Here is a 15,470-nt window from a genome sequence, read left to right as displayed (position 1 = left end):
TCGAGCTTAGCGCAGGATTTTGAACAGACCTTGTTCCGCCCCCAAACAGACGTCTTGAGCCCTCCTACAAGCAGCATGGTGTAGTCGATGACGAATGTGGCGTCATTGTCGAGATCGACGTCACAACCGGCGAGGCGAATGAAGGCGATCATATACTGTCTCGGCTCGACACTGCTGCGCAAACGACAGGGGTGGCCATAACGTTAGCGACCGCCGATGCGGGATATGCCTATGGCAAGGTGTTTGGCGGGCTGGAGGAGCGCAAGATCAGTGCTGTGATCCCAACCAAGGCAGAGCCTATTCGCAGCAAGGTCCCTTTGCGCCGATTCAGATATGACGCCCACCACGATATCGTAAAATGCCTACGCGGCAAGATTCTGCGCCCGAACCGAACCAAGGTCGCATATGGGCGCTTCTTCGCTTCGAAAGCCAGGGACTGCAAGGGTTGCGACCTTGCGGCGATCTGCCTGTCCCCCTCGCGCGTGACTAAAGCTGTGGTCATCGTCAACGATTATCCCGCACTTCTTCGAGCACGGCGGAAACGTGACCGTTGGGGGAAAGAGGAAAAGCGCCTGTATCGTCGGCATCGCTGGCGTTCGGAAGGTTTCCATGGCGAGGCGAAATCCTGGCATGGTCTCGCACGGGCTGTGCGCCGCGGCCTGGAGAACATGCGCATCCAGTCCTTCCTGACCGCTATGGCGATCAACCTGAAGCGGCTTGCCGCCGCCTTTTTATTATTCTGGAGCCTTATCTGGCGCTCCATTTATCAAGAAAAGCGCCCCGGTAGATCGCCGGGCAGCGACCTCAGGTTCTTGGGTCAGCCTATCAGTGCAACAATTTGCTGAGGACCGCCTTCATAGGAATATGAGTTCTTCAACAGCCCCCGCGTCCACTTCATGAGGAACGTGTTGGCCCACGCCGGCAAGAGCGGGCGCAGGGTCGTCTCGGCCTTCATCGCCACCGCTTTCGCTCAGGAGACGCCCGAGGCAGCGTGCGTTCGGCAGCCGGCTCGGCACGCGATAAAGCGCCGGCGCGCGCTGCAGCCCGGCCCTGCGGGCGAGTTCGGCCAGGGCCGCGACGAGATCGGGGGCATCACGACCGGTGAGCCACTGCGCCTGATAGGCCGAGAGGAGCAGCCGGCGTGGCAGCGCGGGCGCAAACAGGAGCCCCCCGACCATCGCGAGCGCCATGAGGAGACCGGTCTCGGGTCCGACGACCGCTGTCACCGAGATCCAGGCAATCGCGGCCATGAGCCCGAGCAGCAGCGCCGATTGCACGAAATTGAGCAGGCGGTGGCTGGCGGAGGCCGCGGTCATCGTGTCTCGTGGCCTCCGAGTTCGCGCCGGTCCTGATCGCGCACCAGCCAGTGGACAGCGCCGAGCGCAAGCGCCGCGCCCGCGAGGGCGGCCATCTTGGCTGGCTCCGTCTCGCCAAGGTCGAGGATGATAAATTTGCGCGCGATCGCGAGGAGCGCGATCAGCACGATCGTGCGGACCTGGAGAATGCCGAAGCTGCGTTCTGTCGCCACAAGAAGGGAGCGCTTGAACTCGAGCGCAATTACAACGGTGAAGATCATTCCGAACACCACCTGGAAGGTGGCGTAGTCGAGCGTGTCGAACGCTCCCAAGACCAACCGGTTCACGACCTCGCGCATCAGCGCCCAAACCGACGCCACGACGATAACCGCAATGATGGCGCTGAGGACGAAAATGACGACCTGTTCGAACTTCTCGTAGAGCGTCATCGCCGACCATTGTTCACGGGTTAGCCCGGATCGTTTCAGGTCTTTCATCATTCCCCCTCGAAAGCCGCCCTGGAGAAACAGGCTCCCCGGGGCTCACCAGACGGCGTGATATCAAACGGAGCTGAGCGGACGCCGCAAACCGGCGACACCCAATGTGGCAAATCAGCCGTTCTTGACATCGATGCGCTTGATCTTCGCCTGCGCCTCGGGTGTCTGGGGCAGCTTGATCGTCAGAACCCCGTTCTTGAAGGATGCCTGCGCCTTTTCGCCATCCACACCGGGAGGGAGCGGAATTGTCCGGTAGATTGCGCCGTAGCTGCGCTCGGACAGGTAATACCCCTTCTTCTCCACCTGGCGCTCGATATTCTTCTCCCCCTTCACAGTCAACATGTCATCGTTGACCGTCACCTCGATGTCCTTCATCTCCATGCCCGGCAGCTCGATCGACACTTCGATCGCGTTGTCGGTCTCGACCATGTCGGATTTGGCTTCGCCGCTGCCCCAGGGCCATTCGAACTGACCGACCCGGTTCCAAAAGTTCTCGAACACATGGTTCATTTCGCGCTGGAGTGTCGCGATCGGGTTGTCTTCGCTGCTCTTGGCGTCTGGCGCGCCGTCCTTGCGCGCCCAGGGGATGAGGTCTTTGATCTGCATGATATGGTCTCCTTCGGTTTTCAGGCGCCCTTGACGGCGATCCTTTTCGGCTGCGCTTCAGGGGCCCGGGGGAGCGTTAAAGTTAGGACGCCTCCTCGCATCTCGGCTTCGATCCTGTCGGGGTCGAAGTCCTCGGAAAGCGTGAAGGCACGCTCGAAATCGCCCTCGCCATATTCGGCATAGGCAAGTTCGAGGTTTTTCGGCCGCACCGGGTCAACCTTGCCGCGGATCGTCAACACACGATTTTCGAGCGTGATTTCGATCGCATCGGCGGCGACCCCAGGCATTTCAAGCATCATGGAGAAACCCTGATCGGTCTCGACGATATCGGTCGACGGGCGGTAGATGCGTCCGCCGCCGGTGGTCTCAGGCGAGTCGGTCGGCGTCTTTTCGGCGGCTTGCGAGATGTCGGTGCTCATCGTTCCAGCTCCTGTCAGGCTGCCTTGATCTCGATTTTCTTCGGCTTCGTTTCCTCGGGCCGCGAGATAACGATCCACAATACGCCGTTCGCCATCCTCGCCTCGACCTTGTCATCCGAGGCCACGAACGGCAGCCGGATCGCGCGGGAAAACCTGCCGTAAACGCGTTCGTTGCGGTGCCAGCGCGCACCGTCGGGAACCTCGGGCGCCTTGCGTTCGCCCGACAGCGTCAGGACGTTGTCCTTGACCGAAATTTCAATGTCGTCAGGTTCGATGCCCGGAAGTTCAGCGGTGACTGCAACGGCCTCAGGGCCTTGCCAGACATTTACCGCCGGGAACGCCGCGCGGGACGGCGGCCAGAAACCGCGGTCGAGATCGCGCATCATGGAGCGCATCAGCGCAAAGGGATCGCTGCGGCGCAGATATGTCGGGTAGAGCATTGCTGGCCTCCTGTTGCTGATCGATACCCCCGAACCGTCGGCAAGGAGGGACCGGGCAACGGTGCCGGCCGGATGTGGGTTCGGAGAACGCCTATCAAGATAGGCCGTTCCATTTATTATGCAAGCATGTATGATGGGTGCATTGCGTTTTGGATGGGGGGCGGTTTCTCCTGTGTACCATGCAATCGGAGGAGGGATAACCATGATCTCTTCGGACATCGCGCTGATCGGGACGACGATCCACCGGGTCGCGCAGCTCATCCAGCAGCGGATCGACCAAGACATCCGCGGCAGCGGCCTGACCCGCCTGTCCTGGATGGCGGCGGCGCATGTCGAGGATGCGCCTGGGCTGACCATCGGCGATCTGGCCGACCTGCTGGAGGTCGGCCAGGCCACAGCCGGCCAGCTCGTCGATCGCATGGTCCGGGGCGGCTGGGTCGAGCGGTCGCCCTCGCCCGACGACAGGCGGGCGCAGATCGTCACGGCAACGTCGAAGGCCCGGGCGATGCTGAAGGAACTCGCGCCGCGGCAATCGGCGCTCGAAGATGAAATCCTGCAGGATCTGTCGGCGGACGAAAGGCGCGCCCTGCTGGCGCTGCTCGAGCGGATCAGGGCGCGGCTCGGGCGCCAGTGAAAGGGACAAGCGGCATGGAAAGGAAGACCGAATACAACATCTGGTACTGGGTGGTGGCTTTCATAGCCGTGCTTTTCATCCAGAACCTGATCGCCGGCTGGCAATCCGTCGCGCCGATCAGCTACAGCCAGTTCGAGCAGTATCTCGCTGACGGGAAAATTTCCTCTGTCGCGGTCGGGTCAGACACGATCACAGGCACCTTCGCCGAACCGGTCGACGGCAAGAAGCAGTTCGTGACGACCGTAGTGAATCCCGCAATCCTGGAGCGGATAGACCGGTCAGGTATCGAGATCACTGGCGTTCCGCAAAACACTTTTCTCGGCACGCTGATTTCCTGGGTGGCGCCAGCGCTTGTCTTCTTCGGAATTTGGATGCTGCTGTTCCGCAAGTTCGCCGATAAGCAGGGTTTCGGCGGGTTCATGCAGGTCGGCCGCAGCAAGGCCAAAGTTTACATGGAGAAGGAAACCGGCGTCAGTTTCGCTCACGTGGCCGGCGTGGACGAGGCCAAGGCCGAGCTTGAGGAGGTCGTGGAGTTCCTCAGGAACCCCGCCGAATACGGAAAGCTGGGCGCACATATCCCCAAAGGCATATTGCTCGTAGGGCCGCCGGGCACCGGCAAGACGTTGCTCGCGCGCGCGGTGGCGGGCGAGGCGGGCGTGATCTTCTTTTCGATCTCGGGCTCCGAGTTCGTCGAGATGTTCGTGGGCGTCGGTGCCGCGCGGGTGCGCGACCTGTTCGAGCAGGCCCGGAAATCCGCCCCGGCGATCATCTTCATCGACGAACTCGACGCTCTTGGGAGGGCGCGTTCCTCCGGCCAGATCGCCGGTGGCCATGATGAGCGTGAGCAGACGCTGAACCAGCTTCTGACCGAGCTCGACGGCTTCGACCCATCAGTCGGCATCGTACTGCTTGCGGCCACGAATCGCCCGGAGATTCTCGATCCGGCGCTGTTGCGGGCCGGACGCTTTGACCGGCAGGTGTTGGTGGATCGGCCGGATAAGAAGGGACGTGTGCAAATTCTTGGCGTTCACATGAAAAAGGTGAAGCTCGCCCCGGACGTCGATGCCGAGAAGGTCGCAGCGCTCACGCCCGGCTTCTCGGGCGCCGATCTTGCCAATCTCGTCAACGAGGCAGCATTGCTCGCCACGCGCCGCAAGGCCGATGCGGTGACGATGGACGACTTCAACAATGCCGTGGAGCGCATCATCGCCGGGTTGGAAAAGAAGAACCGCGTTCTGAACCCGCGCGAGCGCGAGATCGTGGCGCACCACGAGATGGGGCATGCGCTTGTGGCGATGGCTCTGCCGGGGGTGGACCCGGTGCACAAGGTCTCGATCATCCCGCGCGGAATTGGCGCGCTCGGCTACACTATCCAGCGCCCGACCGAGGACCGCTTCCTGATGACGCGGGAGGAGCTGGAGAACAAGATCGCAGTCCTGCTTGGCGGGCGCGCGGCCGAGAAGATCATCTACGATCATGTCTCGACCGGGGCGGCGGACGATCTGGTCAAGGCGACCGACATCGCCCGCGCCATGGTCGCGCGGTACGGGATGGACGAAGACCTCGGGCATGTCAGCTACGACACCGATCGGCCCGGCTTTCTCGGCACCGGCGACCAGTCGTCTTGGCTGAACCGCCGCTACAGCGACGCCACTGCTGAGCGGATGGACGCGAAGGTGCGCGACATCGTGGATGGCGTGTTCAAGCGCACCCTCACCCTTCTTGAAAGCAATCGGGATCTTCTTGAGCAATCTGCGCAGGATCTCCTGCAACGAGAGACACTGGACGAGCCCGATCTGGTGGCAATTGGTTCCAAGGTGAAAAGAACGGAAGCGGTCGCTGCGTAACACTGTCACTGGCGCAGATGATCGGCGGACAACCCCGACTGGATAAAGAAACGGAGAAGACGAATGGCAAACGGAGCTTGCGATATTTGCGGTCGCCCGGCGACGGCGCGCGTGCGCGCCTCGGTGAACGGCAGGGTTCAGAACATGGAGCTGTGCGATCAGCACTACAGCGAAATAGCGCGCCGGTCGGGACGCAGCGCCTCGCCGCTGGAGTCCCTGTTCGGGCGGCGTTCCCTTCTTGACGAATTCTTCGGCGAGAGCGGTTTCGGCAGCCTCTTTGGTGACAGTCCGCTGCGAGGCGGCACGCTCGGCTCTATGGGTAATGGCGATGACGCTGTCGTCGACGCCACTTTCGGCGAGGGCGCGCCGCGGCGTGGATCGCGGCGCGGCGGCGGACGCACCATCGCCGACCGGCTGAGCGAACAGGGCAACAAGCTGCTGCAGGATGCAGCACAGAAGGCCGGGGAATTCGGGCGCAGCGAGGTCGATACCGAACATCTGCTTCTGGCATTGACCCCGTCTGACGTCGTCAAGACGATCCTGGAACAGTTCAAGGTCGATGTGGACGATCTGCGGCGCCAGATCGAGAAGGAAGCGAAGCGTGGAGACGCCAGGACGGAGGGCGAAATCGGCGTAAGCCCTCGCCTGAAGGACGCGCTGAACCGGGCCTTCATCGCCTCGAACGAACTCGGCCATTCCTATGTCGGTCCCGAGCACCTTCTGATCGGACTTGCCGAGGAAGGTGAAGGCCTGGCCGCGGCGATGCTGCGCAAGCTGGGGTTGACGCCGCAGGCGCTGCGTCAGCAGGTGACGAAGGTGGTCGGCAAGGGAGCCGAGGAAGGCCGCGTCGAGACTCCGTCGAACACCCCCGATCTCGACCAGTTCAGCCGTGACCTGACGAAGCTCGCCCGCGATGGCAAGCTCGATCCCGTCATCGGCCGCGCCCGCGAGATCGAGACGACGATCGAAGTGCTGGCCCGCCGGAAAAAGAACAACCCGGTACTGATCGGCGAGCCCGGCGTGGGCAAGACCGCCATCGTCGAGGGACTTGCACAACGGATCGTCGCCGGCGAAGTGCCCGAGGCGCTGCGCGACAAGCGGCTGGTCGAGCTTAACATCAACTCGATGGTGGCCGGGTCGAAGTATCGCGGCGAGTTCGAGGAGCGAGTCCAGAAGATCCTCAAGGAGATCACCGAGGAGAAGGACAGCCTGATCCTGTTCATCGACGAGATCCACACCATCGTCGGCGCCGGCCAGGGCGGTGGCGAAGGTGGTCTTGACATCGCCAACACCTTCAAGCCGGCGCTGGCGCGGGGCGAGCTGAACCTGATCGGCGCGACGACGCTCAACGAGTACCAGAAATACATCGAGAAGGACGCGGCGCTTGAGCGACGGTTCCAGCCGGTTTATGTGGACGAGCCCACTGTCGCACAGACGATCATGATTCTGCGCGGGCTGCGCGACACGCTCGAAAGCCACCACAAGGTGACGATCACCGACGAGGCGATCATCGCCGCCGCGGAGCTTTCGGATCGCTATATCACCGGTCGCTTCATGCCCGACAAGGCGATCGACCTGATCGACCAGGCCGCGGCGCGGGTGAAGATCTCGGCCACTGCGCGGCCCGTGGACGTGCAGGAACTCGAAGCCGAGGTCGCGCAGATCAAGCGCGAACAGGACTATGCCGCAGCCCGCAAGCAATTCGACCGAGCAGCAGAACTGAAGAAGGAGCTGGAGCAGAAGCAGAAGGAGCTGGACGAGCTTCTGGAGATCTGGAAGCGCGATCAGGCTTCGGCGACCACCGAGGTGCGCGCCGATCACGTCGCGCAGATCGTCTCCAAGATCACCGGCGTTCCGGTCACGGACCTGACCACCGAGGAGAAGGACAAGCTCCTCAAGCTCGAGGAGAAGCTGCACGAGCGCGTCATCGGCCAGGAAGAAGCGATCCGCGCCGTGGCCGATGCGGTGCGGCTGGCGCGTGCGGGTCTGCGCGATGGTTCCGGTCCGACTGCGACCTTCCTGTTTCTCGGGCCAACCGGGGTTGGCAAGACGGAACTGGCCAAGACGCTCGCGGAGGTGATCTTCGGCGACCAGGATGCGATGATCCGTATCGACATGTCGGAGTATGGCGAGCGCCACTCGGTTGCCCGGCTGGTTGGCGCGCCTCCGGGCTACGTCGGATACGACGAAGGCGGGCAGCTGACGGAGAAGGTGCGCCGTCGGCCCTACTCGGTCGTGCTCCTCGACGAGATCGAAAAGGCGCATCCCGATGTCTACAACATCCTGCTTCAGGTGTTCGACGATGGCCGCCTGACAGATGGCAAGGGCCGCGTGGTGGACTTCACTAACACCATCATCATCGCCACCTCGAACCTCGGTTCGGACATCATCCAGCGCAACCTCACGAAACGCGGCAGCAGTGAGTTCGACGAGGCCAAGCAGAAATCCGAACTGATGGAGGTGTTGCGCGGTCATTTCCGGCCAGAGTTCATCAACCGGATCGACGAGATCATCGTCTTTCATTCGCTGAATCAGTCGGAGATCCGCCAGATCGTCGAGTTGCAGCTCAACCGGGTGAAGCGGACCGCCCTTACCCAGGGCGTCGAACTCGAATTCGACGTGAGCGTCGTGGATCACTTCGGCGCGGTCGGCTTCCGCCCCGAATTCGGCGCCCGCGAGTTGCGCCGGCTGATCCGGTCGCAGTTGGAGACCGAGTTGGCCCGCGAGATGCTCTCCGGGCGGATCGAGGATGGTGACAAGGTCCGCGTCGCCTGGTCGGAAGACGAACAGAGGGTCGTGTTCGAAAAGATCGTAAAGGACACCGGTGACGACAGCCCGGACGATCAGGCCAAGGCCGGGATCGAGGAGCCCAGCGAAGTTGCCGAAAACAACACGGACGTTCCGAAGCCCAGCGTTGGGGATGAGGTGCAGTCCAAGGACGACAAGTCCGCCGAGTGACAGCGCAAAAGACTGGCCCGGCGCGATATCGGTCGCGCCGGACCATCTCTTCGGAGAGTTATAGGAAGGTCCACGGCATGAACGTCATTAGATCATTCCGCAATCTCGACCGGCACGGCCAACAGCGCGCGCCTGAGGTCATCGAGGAAGAAGTGCGGCAACTTGAACCGCACCTTGCACGCTTTCGCGAGGATCTGGTCCGGCTCGAAGTCGTTGCCTCGCAGACGAGGGGCAAGAAGCGCATCAAAGTCAGCCTGCGCCTGCAACTGCCGTCGGGCGTGATCGCGGCGCGGGAAGAGGGATTCGAGATCGAGCCTGTCCTGCGCAAGGCCTTTGCCGACCTGCGCCACCAGGTCGATCGGCATGTGGCGCGCCTCAAGCACGAGCCTGAATACAAGCGTCCCGCCCGCCGGCGCCGGATCGGCGCCCCGCTGCCGCCCGCGCGGGATGCGGCGGAAGCGGACCGGCGCCAACTCTTCTTCGACCTGATCGAGGATCATCTCGATACGGTCTACGATACCGTCAGGCGCGAGTTGACCTATCTCGAGTGTAGCGGGTCTGTGCCGGCTGGCTACCTGAGCGTTGGCGATATCGTCGATGCGACGATCCTCAAGGGGCTGGCCCGCTTCGAGGATCGGCCTTCGGAGTTTTCCGTCGGCGACTGGCTGAAACGGCTGGCTTTTGAGACCATCGAGGAAGAATCCCGCGCCGCCCGCCGCGCCGTGCCTGAGGATGCCGCCTCCATCGAGGCGGAACCCGAGGCCCCGGCGGAGGATCCGACCGAGGCGGATCAGGCGATGTTCGAGTTCTACCAGCCCGACGAAGTGCTGATGCTGGAGGACCTCCTCGCCGACGACGGCGGCACAGACCCCGAGAGCCAAGCGGATCGGCATAAGATCGCCATGGTGCTGCACCGGGCAATCGCCGATCTTCCGTCGGTCGAACGCCGCGTTCTCTATCGGCTCCACCTCGACAACGCTACGATCGCGGAGACGGCAGACCTTTTCGGCCTGACCGAGACAGTGGTCGCCGAGATCGCAGAAAATGCGGGCGCGACACTACGCGCGAGGCTTGCCGAAGCCGGGTTGGTCAGAGATCCATCAGGCCGCGCGCCCATCGAACGGGAAATCGCTCACACGCAGCGTCTGCCTCAGCCGATCGAGGATCGCCGCCGCGTGGCCGCCGCTCTAACCGGCGAGGAGGCCGGCTCCGACACCTGACATGGAACTGAATAGGAGATCGACCAATGACCACAGCCTCTGAAAACCCGACCGACAAGATGCAGGACATGCTGTGCAGCCTGTCCCGGAATTGGTGGGCATTCGTGTTACGCGGCGTGCTCGCATTGATCATCGCAGTGCTAGCCTTCGTCATGCCTGCGGAAGCGCTTCTGGCGCTCACGCTGGTCTTCGGCGCGTTCGCCTTTGCCGACGGCGTGTTCGGCCTCGTCGCCGCGATACGTAACATCCGTAACGGCGAACGCTGGGGCTGGCTGATGTTCAGCGGCATTCTGGGCATCGCCACGGGCGTCGTCGTAGTTGTCTCGCCTTTTGTCGCGACGCTTGTGCTTGCGACATTCCTCTGGGCCAGCATCGCATTCTGGTCCGTGTTCTCGGGTGCCCTCGAGATCGCGGCAGCGATCCGCCTGCGAAAGGAAGTCAACGGCGAAATCTGGCTGATCCTGAGCGGCCTTCTCTCGGTCGTTCTCGGTGTCGTCGTGACCTGGATGCTGCTGACGCGCCCGGTCGAAAGCTTCCTCGCGCTCGGCTGGCTGATCGGCTTCTACGCCGCGGTCTTCGGGGTGATGATGATCCTCCTCGGACTACGGCTTCGCAAGGCGGATCGTTCGGACGGTGCGGCCTTCGATAACGCTCCCCCATCGGCAAAGGCGTGAGGTGCCCTGTGGTGGATGACGGGCGACTTGCCGGCGAGGAGCACGATTTCACCCGATGGGACGAAACGATCTTCGACCGTTGCCTGAGCACCGGCTTCAATCCGTTCGGCAGCGGTCCGACGCCAATCTTCCTGCGGCACCGGGACGCAGTGGCGCCGGACGCCGATGCAAAGCCGTGCAAGCCATCTGACACCGAAAATGCGAGGTGCTGATGTCGAACCGCCTGCCTGACTTGGCATTTGCTGCTGCGGCCGCTGCCTTGGGCATCGGCATCGTTTTCGTTTTTCGTTCGATGTATCTTGCCGAAGACATACTGCCTTTCGCGCAGGAGATGACGCTCATCTTCCTCGGCGCTGTCGTGACGATCATTCTGACCGCGGCGCTTCTCAATCGCCAGACCGATCTCGAGCTTCGCAAGGAAGGAAGGGTCATCATCCTCCAGCAGCAATGCGACATTTACATGGCCTGCATCGAGAAGGTCGCAGAGATCGTGGAAACCGCAAGGCACGATGCGAAGCTGATCGATGAACTGCGTGTTCTCAGCCACAAGCTGGCTGTGGTCGCGAGTGCAGGGGTCGTGTCCAGCTTCGAGCAGGTACTGGAGAGCTTGCAGTCCGGTTTTGCTGACGGCACGCTCTCGGACGGGGACGGAGAGGGCGTGATGAATGCCGTCGCCGATCTCACGATAGCGATGCGGTCGGACGTCCTGCACGCTGCTGCCTTTCCTTCGCAGAACACCGAACGCGCCGTTCGCCTGAATTCGAGGCGAATGGAAAAACTCGGCGATCTCGAACGTCACCTTCTCGTATCCACCGACTCCCGGGAGAACTGATATGCGCGGCCATAATCGCCCACCATTCCCGCCGAAAATTCCCGGAACCGATCTGCCATCCTGGGACGTGCCGACGGCAATCATCTACCGTCCTGCCCGTTCCGCGATGACATCGGCGCCTCGGCCCAACTACTGGGTCCTCGAGTTCGAGCCGTCCCGGCCGCCGCAGATCGAGCCGCTGATGGGATACACGTCCAACGGCGATCCCTATCGTCCGATCCGGCTGAAGTTTCCGGATCGCGACAGCGCCGTGGACTTCGCAGAGCGGCAGGACTGGCATTATGTCGTGCGTGAGGACGCCGGGGGAGCCCGGATGGCGAACCCTTGGGCGGGTGAGACGCGCCACCGGCTGCACAGGGGCGTCGATGCCCCGGGAGCCTTCCGGGTCCCGTTCCGCCCCGATCGCCGCCTCTCAAGAGGCGTCCAGCATGAGAGCACGGCCGACCCGTCTACCAGCGACAGGGAGAGTTTCGATCCGGTCCTCGAAGCCTCGCTCGAATCCTTCCCGGCCTCCGATCCGCCGGCCTGGACGGGCGTGACGATAGCCGGGAAAAAACAATGAACGGAATGTCTAGCGCGAACGAGGATCTGCCGCTTGTTTCCCTATCTTGACAGCGTCGCGCGCCGCTACCCGCCCGTCATCGTATGGGCGGTCATCGGCATGAGCGTCCTCGCGTTCCTCTATCAGACCAGCCTGCCGCCGCGCGTGCTGGACTGGTTCCTGTTCGAGTTTGCGCTGGTGCCCTCGCGCTTCTTCGGACAGCTGAGCCTCGTCGCCCCGTCCGACTGGACCCCATTCCTGACCAATATCTTTCTGCACGGCGGCTGGCTGCACCTCATCTTGAACATGTGGACGCTCTGGATCTTCGGCCCCGCCGTCGAAGATCGGCTTGGACCGGGTAGATTCACGCTGTTCTATCTGTTCTGTGGTGTGGCGGCCGGACTGGCTCACGCGCTGGCGAACCCCGACTCAGTCGTTCCCGCGCTTGGCGCGTCGGGGGCGATCGCGGGCGTGATCGGTTGCTACGCACGCATGTTTCCGGCGGCTCGGCTGGTGGTGATCGTGCCGATTCTGTTCATTCCCCTCTTCTTCGAAGTGCGCGCGGTCATTTTCGCGATGATCTGGTTCTTCATGCAGGTCATTCCCGGCTTTCTGTCGCTCGGCGGCGATCAGGCCACGGGCGGGATCGCCTGGTGGGCGCATATCGGCGGGTTTCTCGCCGGTTGGATTGTCACGCCACTCCTGCGAAGGCGGGCAGCCACCTATCGCCATTATTATCGCGACGAGGGCATCTATGGCTTTCTGCCGGATGGCCGACGGGAAGGGGGACAAGGTCCATGGACATAATGCAGCTTTTCTGGCTGTTCTTCATCTTCTCTGCGCTGCAACCGGTGCTTCAGCGCAGATATCTGGAGGCCATGCGCACCCGCAAGATCGCCCAGATCGAGAAGAAACGCGCCAGCCGCGTCATCTCGCTGATCCACCGGCAGGAGACCATGAACCTGCTGGGTTTTCCCCTGATGCGCTACATCGACGTCAACGATTCCGAGGAAGTCCTGCGTGCGATCCAGATGACCGACGACGAGGTGCCGCTCGATATCGTGCTGCACACGCCGGGTGGGCTGGTGCTGGCAGCAACCCAGATCGCTCGGGCCATTCAGGGCCACAAGGGCAAGGTCACAGTGTTCGTGCCGCATTACGCGATGTCGGGCGGCACGCTGATCGCACTCGCTGCCGACGAGATCGTGATGTGCGAGCATTCCGTGCTGGGCCCCGTCGATCCGCAGCTCGGCCAGTTGCCTGCTGCCTCGCTGATCCAGGTCGTCGAGGAGAAACCCATCGCCGAGATCGACGACCAGACGCTGATCATGGCCGATGTCGGCCGCAAGGCCATCGCGCAGATCGAGGCGTTCGCAAAACACCTGCTATCCGACAAGATGGACGAGAACCGCGCGGCTTCCGTGGCGGCGAAGCTGGCGACAGGCACCTGGACCCACGATTATCCCATCTCTGCCGATGAGGCCCGCGACATGGGCCTACCCGTTGCAACGGACATGCCCAAGGAAATACTTGAGCTGATGACGCTCTATCCGCAGCCGGTTCGGCGCCAGGGCGGTGGCGTGGAATACCTGCCCGAGCCGCGGCAGCGAGAGGCGCGCCGCGCCATATCTACGCGCTGAACGCTTGCATCAGCCGGCCGCCAGGACCGGCTCGTCAACGAAAGGATACAGAATGCCCACGGTCGCTTGCCCGCAGTGCAATTCCACCAACAGGGTGCCGCAAGAGCGCCTGCCCGATAATCCCAATTGCGGACGCTGCGGCGCGCCTCTCTTTCAAGGCAGACCCGTCACGCTTACCGCGGCTAATTTTGACCGTCATGCGAATGCCGGACTTCCCTTACTCGTCGATTTCTGGGCCGACTGGTGCGGGCCATGCAAGATGATGGCGCCCCAATTCGAAGCGGCGACGCGCTCGCTCGAACCCCGTGTCCGCCTGGGCAAGCTCGATACGGAAGCCGAACAGCAGATCGCCGGCCGTTACGGGATCCGTGGCATTCCCACCATGATCCTCTTCAAAGGCGGCAAGGAAATCGCGCGCCAGAGCGGCGTGATGTCTGCCGCCCAGATCGCGCAATGGGCGCGCTCTCACGTCTAGAAATTGCGGGTAATGGCCTTTCCTGCGCCATGCCATCAGGAGAAGAAGGAGAAGAACATGCATGGCGTGACCGGATTTGTTGAAAGTGCGGCCTTGTTGGTCTTTGCCGCGTTCGTGCTCGTGACGATATGTTCACGGATCGGCGTGCCCAGTATCGTCGGTTACATTCTTGCCGGCATAGTCATCGGACCTGCCGGCCTCGGCCTGATTGCTGAGAGCGCTGCCCTGAGCAGCATTGGCGAGATCGGAGTGGTACTCCTGCTGTTCGCGCTTGGCCTGGAATTCTCGTTCGAGAAGCTCGTAACGCTCAGGAAGCATGTCTTCGGTCTTGGAGCCGCGCAGGTTGCAGTCACGACGATAACGGTATCGTTGGTAGCGAATCTGATCTTCGATCTCGCGCCCGTCCCCGCAATCCTCATCGGCGGGGCCGTTGCCATGTCATCGACGGCCATGTGCCTCAAGGTGCTCGCAAGCGCGAACGCTCTGGGATCGGCCCAAGGGCGTCTGGCCATTGCAGTGCTTCTGTTTCAAGACTTGGCAGCTGTCGCATTCCTGCTTCTGCACGATTCGATGAGTGGAGCCGCCGAGGGACATGGCGTGATAACGGTCGTCGCCAGTGCAATGGCATTGGTTGCAGCTCTGTTCATTGCCCGTGGCCCGTTGCAGGTGCTTGCCCGTTGGGTAGCGTCGCGTGGCGATCCGGAACTTGCCCAGCTCCTCGCGCTCACCATTGCGCTCGGGTCTGCGATTGTCGCGGCCTCCGCCGGTCTTTCTCCGGCACTCGCTGCATTCACGGCCGGCATGATTATCGGCGAGGGTGACGCGCGCCATGCTGTCGAGAACGAGATTCGGCCCTTCCGCGATTTGTTTGTCGGGATTTTCTTTGTCGGCATCGGAACGCAATTGCCACTTTGGATCATTCCATCTGCATGGCCTGTCGTGCTGATCTGGCTCGCGATCATATTCGCGGGCAAGACGCTGATCGTTTTGGTCGTCGCCCGACTATTCGGCGAGTCGCTTCAGACCTCTTGGCGCACTGGGATCATCCTGGCCCACGGAGGAGAATTCAGCCTGATGTTGCTATCGGTTTCCTCGACGTCGGGTACAGTGGCCGAGGAGTTCGCCGCCCCCCTCCTCCTCGCGATTGGAGTGAGCATGTTGGCTGGAAGTCTTATGGTTAGATGGGCGGGTCAAGGGCCTAGTCACCCGAATTGGGGAGCATGAGGATTTGTGGGGGGGGGGGGCGATCATGCGGCATAGGCTGTTTCGTCGTCACGACACGAAAGTGTCGAATCTGTCCTACATTTGAGAACATAAGGTGATCATGCAGCGAGGATGGATGAGAGCGGCGGTGCAAAAGTCGGCCACGGTAGCGGCGGCATAATGCTGGCG

Annotated in this window: 16 protein-coding genes and 1 pseudogene; 12 read left to right on the top strand and 5 right to left on the bottom strand. The window is 62.3% G+C overall.

Annotation, left to right across the window (positions count from 1 at the left end):
* Nucleotides 1–44 precede the first annotated feature (44 nt).
* Nucleotides 45–845, top strand: a pseudogene (locus tag K8M09_RS21405) (transposase); the annotation flags it as partial.
* Nucleotides 846–854: 9 nt separating this feature from the next.
* On the opposite strand, the gene K8M09_RS21400 reads toward K8M09_RS21405, so the two are convergent.
* The 5 genes from K8M09_RS21400 to K8M09_RS21380 form a co-directional block, all read right to left on the bottom strand.
* A complete protein-coding gene (locus tag K8M09_RS21400) occupies nucleotides 855–1,316 on the bottom strand; it encodes a M48 family metalloprotease (protein WP_024270363.1) in 462 nt (153 codons plus the stop codon).
* Nucleotides 1,313–1,792 carry a phosphate-starvation-inducible PsiE family protein gene (locus tag K8M09_RS21395; protein ID WP_229342547.1) on the bottom strand — a complete coding sequence of 160 codons (480 nt, stop codon included), beginning with the start codon at nucleotides 1,790–1,792 and terminating at the stop codon, nucleotides 1,313–1,315. The genes K8M09_RS21400 and K8M09_RS21395 overlap by 4 nt, the downstream gene beginning before the upstream one ends.
* Before the next feature lie 114 nt (nucleotides 1,793–1,906).
* Nucleotides 1,907–2,398, bottom strand: coding sequence for an Hsp20/alpha crystallin family protein (locus K8M09_RS21390; RefSeq protein WP_229342534.1), 492 nt, complete (start codon nucleotides 2,396–2,398; stop codon nucleotides 1,907–1,909).
* Between the two features lie 20 nt (nucleotides 2,399–2,418).
* A complete protein-coding gene (locus tag K8M09_RS21385; RefSeq protein WP_003603273.1) occupies nucleotides 2,419–2,817 on the bottom strand; it encodes an Hsp20/alpha crystallin family protein in 399 nt (132 codons plus the stop codon).
* Nucleotides 2,818–2,831: 14 nt separating this feature from the next.
* Nucleotides 2,832–3,257 (bottom strand): Hsp20/alpha crystallin family protein, encoded by a 426-nt coding sequence (locus tag K8M09_RS21380; protein ID WP_160788249.1) that lies wholly within the window; start codon nucleotides 3,255–3,257, stop codon nucleotides 2,832–2,834.
* Between the two features lie 202 nt (nucleotides 3,258–3,459).
* On the opposite strand from K8M09_RS21380, the gene K8M09_RS21375 reads away from it, so the two are divergent.
* The 11 genes from K8M09_RS21375 (at nucleotide 3,460) to K8M09_RS21325 (ending at nucleotide 15,302) form a co-directional block, all read left to right on the top strand.
* Nucleotides 3,460–3,891, top strand: coding sequence for a MarR family winged helix-turn-helix transcriptional regulator (locus K8M09_RS21375; protein ID WP_160788250.1), 432 nt, complete (start codon nucleotides 3,460–3,462; stop codon nucleotides 3,889–3,891).
* Between the two features lie 14 nt (nucleotides 3,892–3,905).
* Nucleotides 3,906–5,738 (top strand): ATP-dependent zinc metalloprotease FtsH, encoded by a 1,833-nt coding sequence (gene ftsH / locus K8M09_RS21370; RefSeq protein WP_229342532.1) that lies wholly within the window; start codon nucleotides 3,906–3,908, stop codon nucleotides 5,736–5,738.
* A gap of 63 nt (nucleotides 5,739–5,801) precedes the next feature.
* Nucleotides 5,802–8,696, top strand: a complete 2,895-nt coding sequence (locus K8M09_RS21365; protein WP_160788162.1) for an ATP-dependent Clp protease ATP-binding subunit — start codon at nucleotides 5,802–5,804, stop codon at nucleotides 8,694–8,696.
* Between the two features lie 77 nt (nucleotides 8,697–8,773).
* Complete coding sequence (locus K8M09_RS21360; protein ID WP_160788163.1) at nucleotides 8,774–9,916, top strand: sigma-70 family RNA polymerase sigma factor; 1,143 nt, start codon at nucleotides 8,774–8,776, stop codon at nucleotides 9,914–9,916.
* A gap of 26 nt (nucleotides 9,917–9,942) precedes the next feature.
* Nucleotides 9,943–10,590 carry an HdeD family acid-resistance protein gene (locus K8M09_RS21355; protein ID WP_160788164.1) on the top strand — a complete coding sequence of 216 codons (648 nt, stop codon included), beginning with the start codon at nucleotides 9,943–9,945 and terminating at the stop codon, nucleotides 10,588–10,590.
* Between the two features lie 211 nt (nucleotides 10,591–10,801).
* Entirely contained in the window at nucleotides 10,802–11,422 is a 621-nt protein-coding gene (locus K8M09_RS21350; RefSeq protein WP_142585247.1) for a hypothetical protein, read from the top strand.
* 1 nt (nucleotide 11,423) lies between these two features.
* Nucleotides 11,424–11,984 (top strand): NADH dehydrogenase ubiquinone Fe-S protein 4, encoded by a 561-nt coding sequence (locus K8M09_RS21345; RefSeq protein WP_160788166.1) that lies wholly within the window; start codon nucleotides 11,424–11,426, stop codon nucleotides 11,982–11,984.
* Between the two features lie 33 nt (nucleotides 11,985–12,017).
* Nucleotides 12,018–12,770: a rhomboid family intramembrane serine protease gene (locus tag K8M09_RS21340; RefSeq protein ID WP_035747555.1), complete on the top strand. Its 753-nt coding sequence runs from the start codon at nucleotides 12,018–12,020 to the stop codon at nucleotides 12,768–12,770.
* On the top strand, nucleotides 12,761–13,603 hold the full coding sequence (locus tag K8M09_RS21335; RefSeq protein ID WP_160788167.1) for an SDH family Clp fold serine proteinase: 843 nt from the start codon (nucleotides 12,761–12,763) through the stop codon (nucleotides 13,601–13,603). Before K8M09_RS21340 ends, K8M09_RS21335 begins: the two co-directional genes overlap by 10 nt.
* Before the next feature lie 52 nt (nucleotides 13,604–13,655).
* Nucleotides 13,656–14,078, top strand: a complete 423-nt coding sequence (trxC, locus tag K8M09_RS21330) for a thioredoxin TrxC (protein ID WP_160788168.1) — start codon at nucleotides 13,656–13,658, stop codon at nucleotides 14,076–14,078.
* A 57-nt stretch (nucleotides 14,079–14,135) separates the two neighbouring features.
* Nucleotides 14,136–15,302 carry a cation:proton antiporter domain-containing protein gene (locus K8M09_RS21325; protein ID WP_160788169.1) on the top strand — a complete coding sequence of 389 codons (1,167 nt, stop codon included), beginning with the start codon at nucleotides 14,136–14,138 and terminating at the stop codon, nucleotides 15,300–15,302.
* Nucleotides 15,303–15,470 lie beyond the last annotated feature (168 nt).

It is taken from the genome of Shinella zoogloeoides, assembly GCF_020883495.1.
GTDB lineage: Bacteria > Pseudomonadota > Alphaproteobacteria > Rhizobiales > Rhizobiaceae > Shinella > Shinella zoogloeoides.
This window is presented reverse-complemented; position numbering and strand designations above follow the sequence as displayed.

What these genes read in the sequence shown, in the direction of transcription:
- trxC (WP_160788168.1), top strand. Translation starts at nt 13,656, where the DNA reads ATGCCCACGGTCGCTTGCCCGCAGTGCAATTCCACCAACAGGGTGCCG.
- K8M09_RS21360 (WP_160788163.1), top strand. Translation starts at nt 8,774, where the DNA reads ATGAACGTCATTAGATCATTCCGCAATCTCGACCGGCACGGCCAACAG.
- K8M09_RS21355 (WP_160788164.1), top strand. Translation starts at nt 9,943, where the DNA reads ATGACCACAGCCTCTGAAAACCCGACCGACAAGATGCAGGACATGCTG.
- K8M09_RS21365 (WP_160788162.1), top strand. Translation starts at nt 5,802, where the DNA reads ATGGCAAACGGAGCTTGCGATATTTGCGGTCGCCCGGCGACGGCGCGC.
- K8M09_RS21325 (WP_160788169.1), top strand. Translation starts at nt 14,136, where the DNA reads ATGCATGGCGTGACCGGATTTGTTGAAAGTGCGGCCTTGTTGGTCTTT.
- K8M09_RS21400 (WP_024270363.1), bottom strand. Translation starts at nt 1,316, where the DNA reads ATGACCGCGGCCTCCGCCAGCCACCGCCTGCTCAATTTCGTGCAATCG.
- K8M09_RS21345 (WP_160788166.1), top strand. Translation starts at nt 11,424, where the DNA reads ATGCGCGGCCATAATCGCCCACCATTCCCGCCGAAAATTCCCGGAACC.
- K8M09_RS21385 (WP_003603273.1), bottom strand. Translation starts at nt 2,817, where the DNA reads ATGAGCACCGACATCTCGCAAGCCGCCGAAAAGACGCCGACCGACTCG.
- K8M09_RS21375 (WP_160788250.1), top strand. Translation starts at nt 3,460, where the DNA reads ATGATCTCTTCGGACATCGCGCTGATCGGGACGACGATCCACCGGGTC.
- ftsH (WP_229342532.1), top strand. Translation starts at nt 3,906, where the DNA reads ATGGAAAGGAAGACCGAATACAACATCTGGTACTGGGTGGTGGCTTTC.
- K8M09_RS21395 (WP_229342547.1), bottom strand. Translation starts at nt 1,792, where the DNA reads ATGAAAGACCTGAAACGATCCGGGCTAACCCGTGAACAATGGTCGGCG.
- K8M09_RS21350 (WP_142585247.1), top strand. Translation starts at nt 10,802, where the DNA reads ATGTCGAACCGCCTGCCTGACTTGGCATTTGCTGCTGCGGCCGCTGCC.
- K8M09_RS21380 (WP_160788249.1), bottom strand. Translation starts at nt 3,257, where the DNA reads ATGCTCTACCCGACATATCTGCGCCGCAGCGATCCCTTTGCGCTGATG.
- K8M09_RS21390 (WP_229342534.1), bottom strand. Translation starts at nt 2,398, where the DNA reads ATGCAGATCAAAGACCTCATCCCCTGGGCGCGCAAGGACGGCGCGCCA.
- K8M09_RS21335 (WP_160788167.1), top strand. Translation starts at nt 12,761, where the DNA reads ATGGACATAATGCAGCTTTTCTGGCTGTTCTTCATCTTCTCTGCGCTG.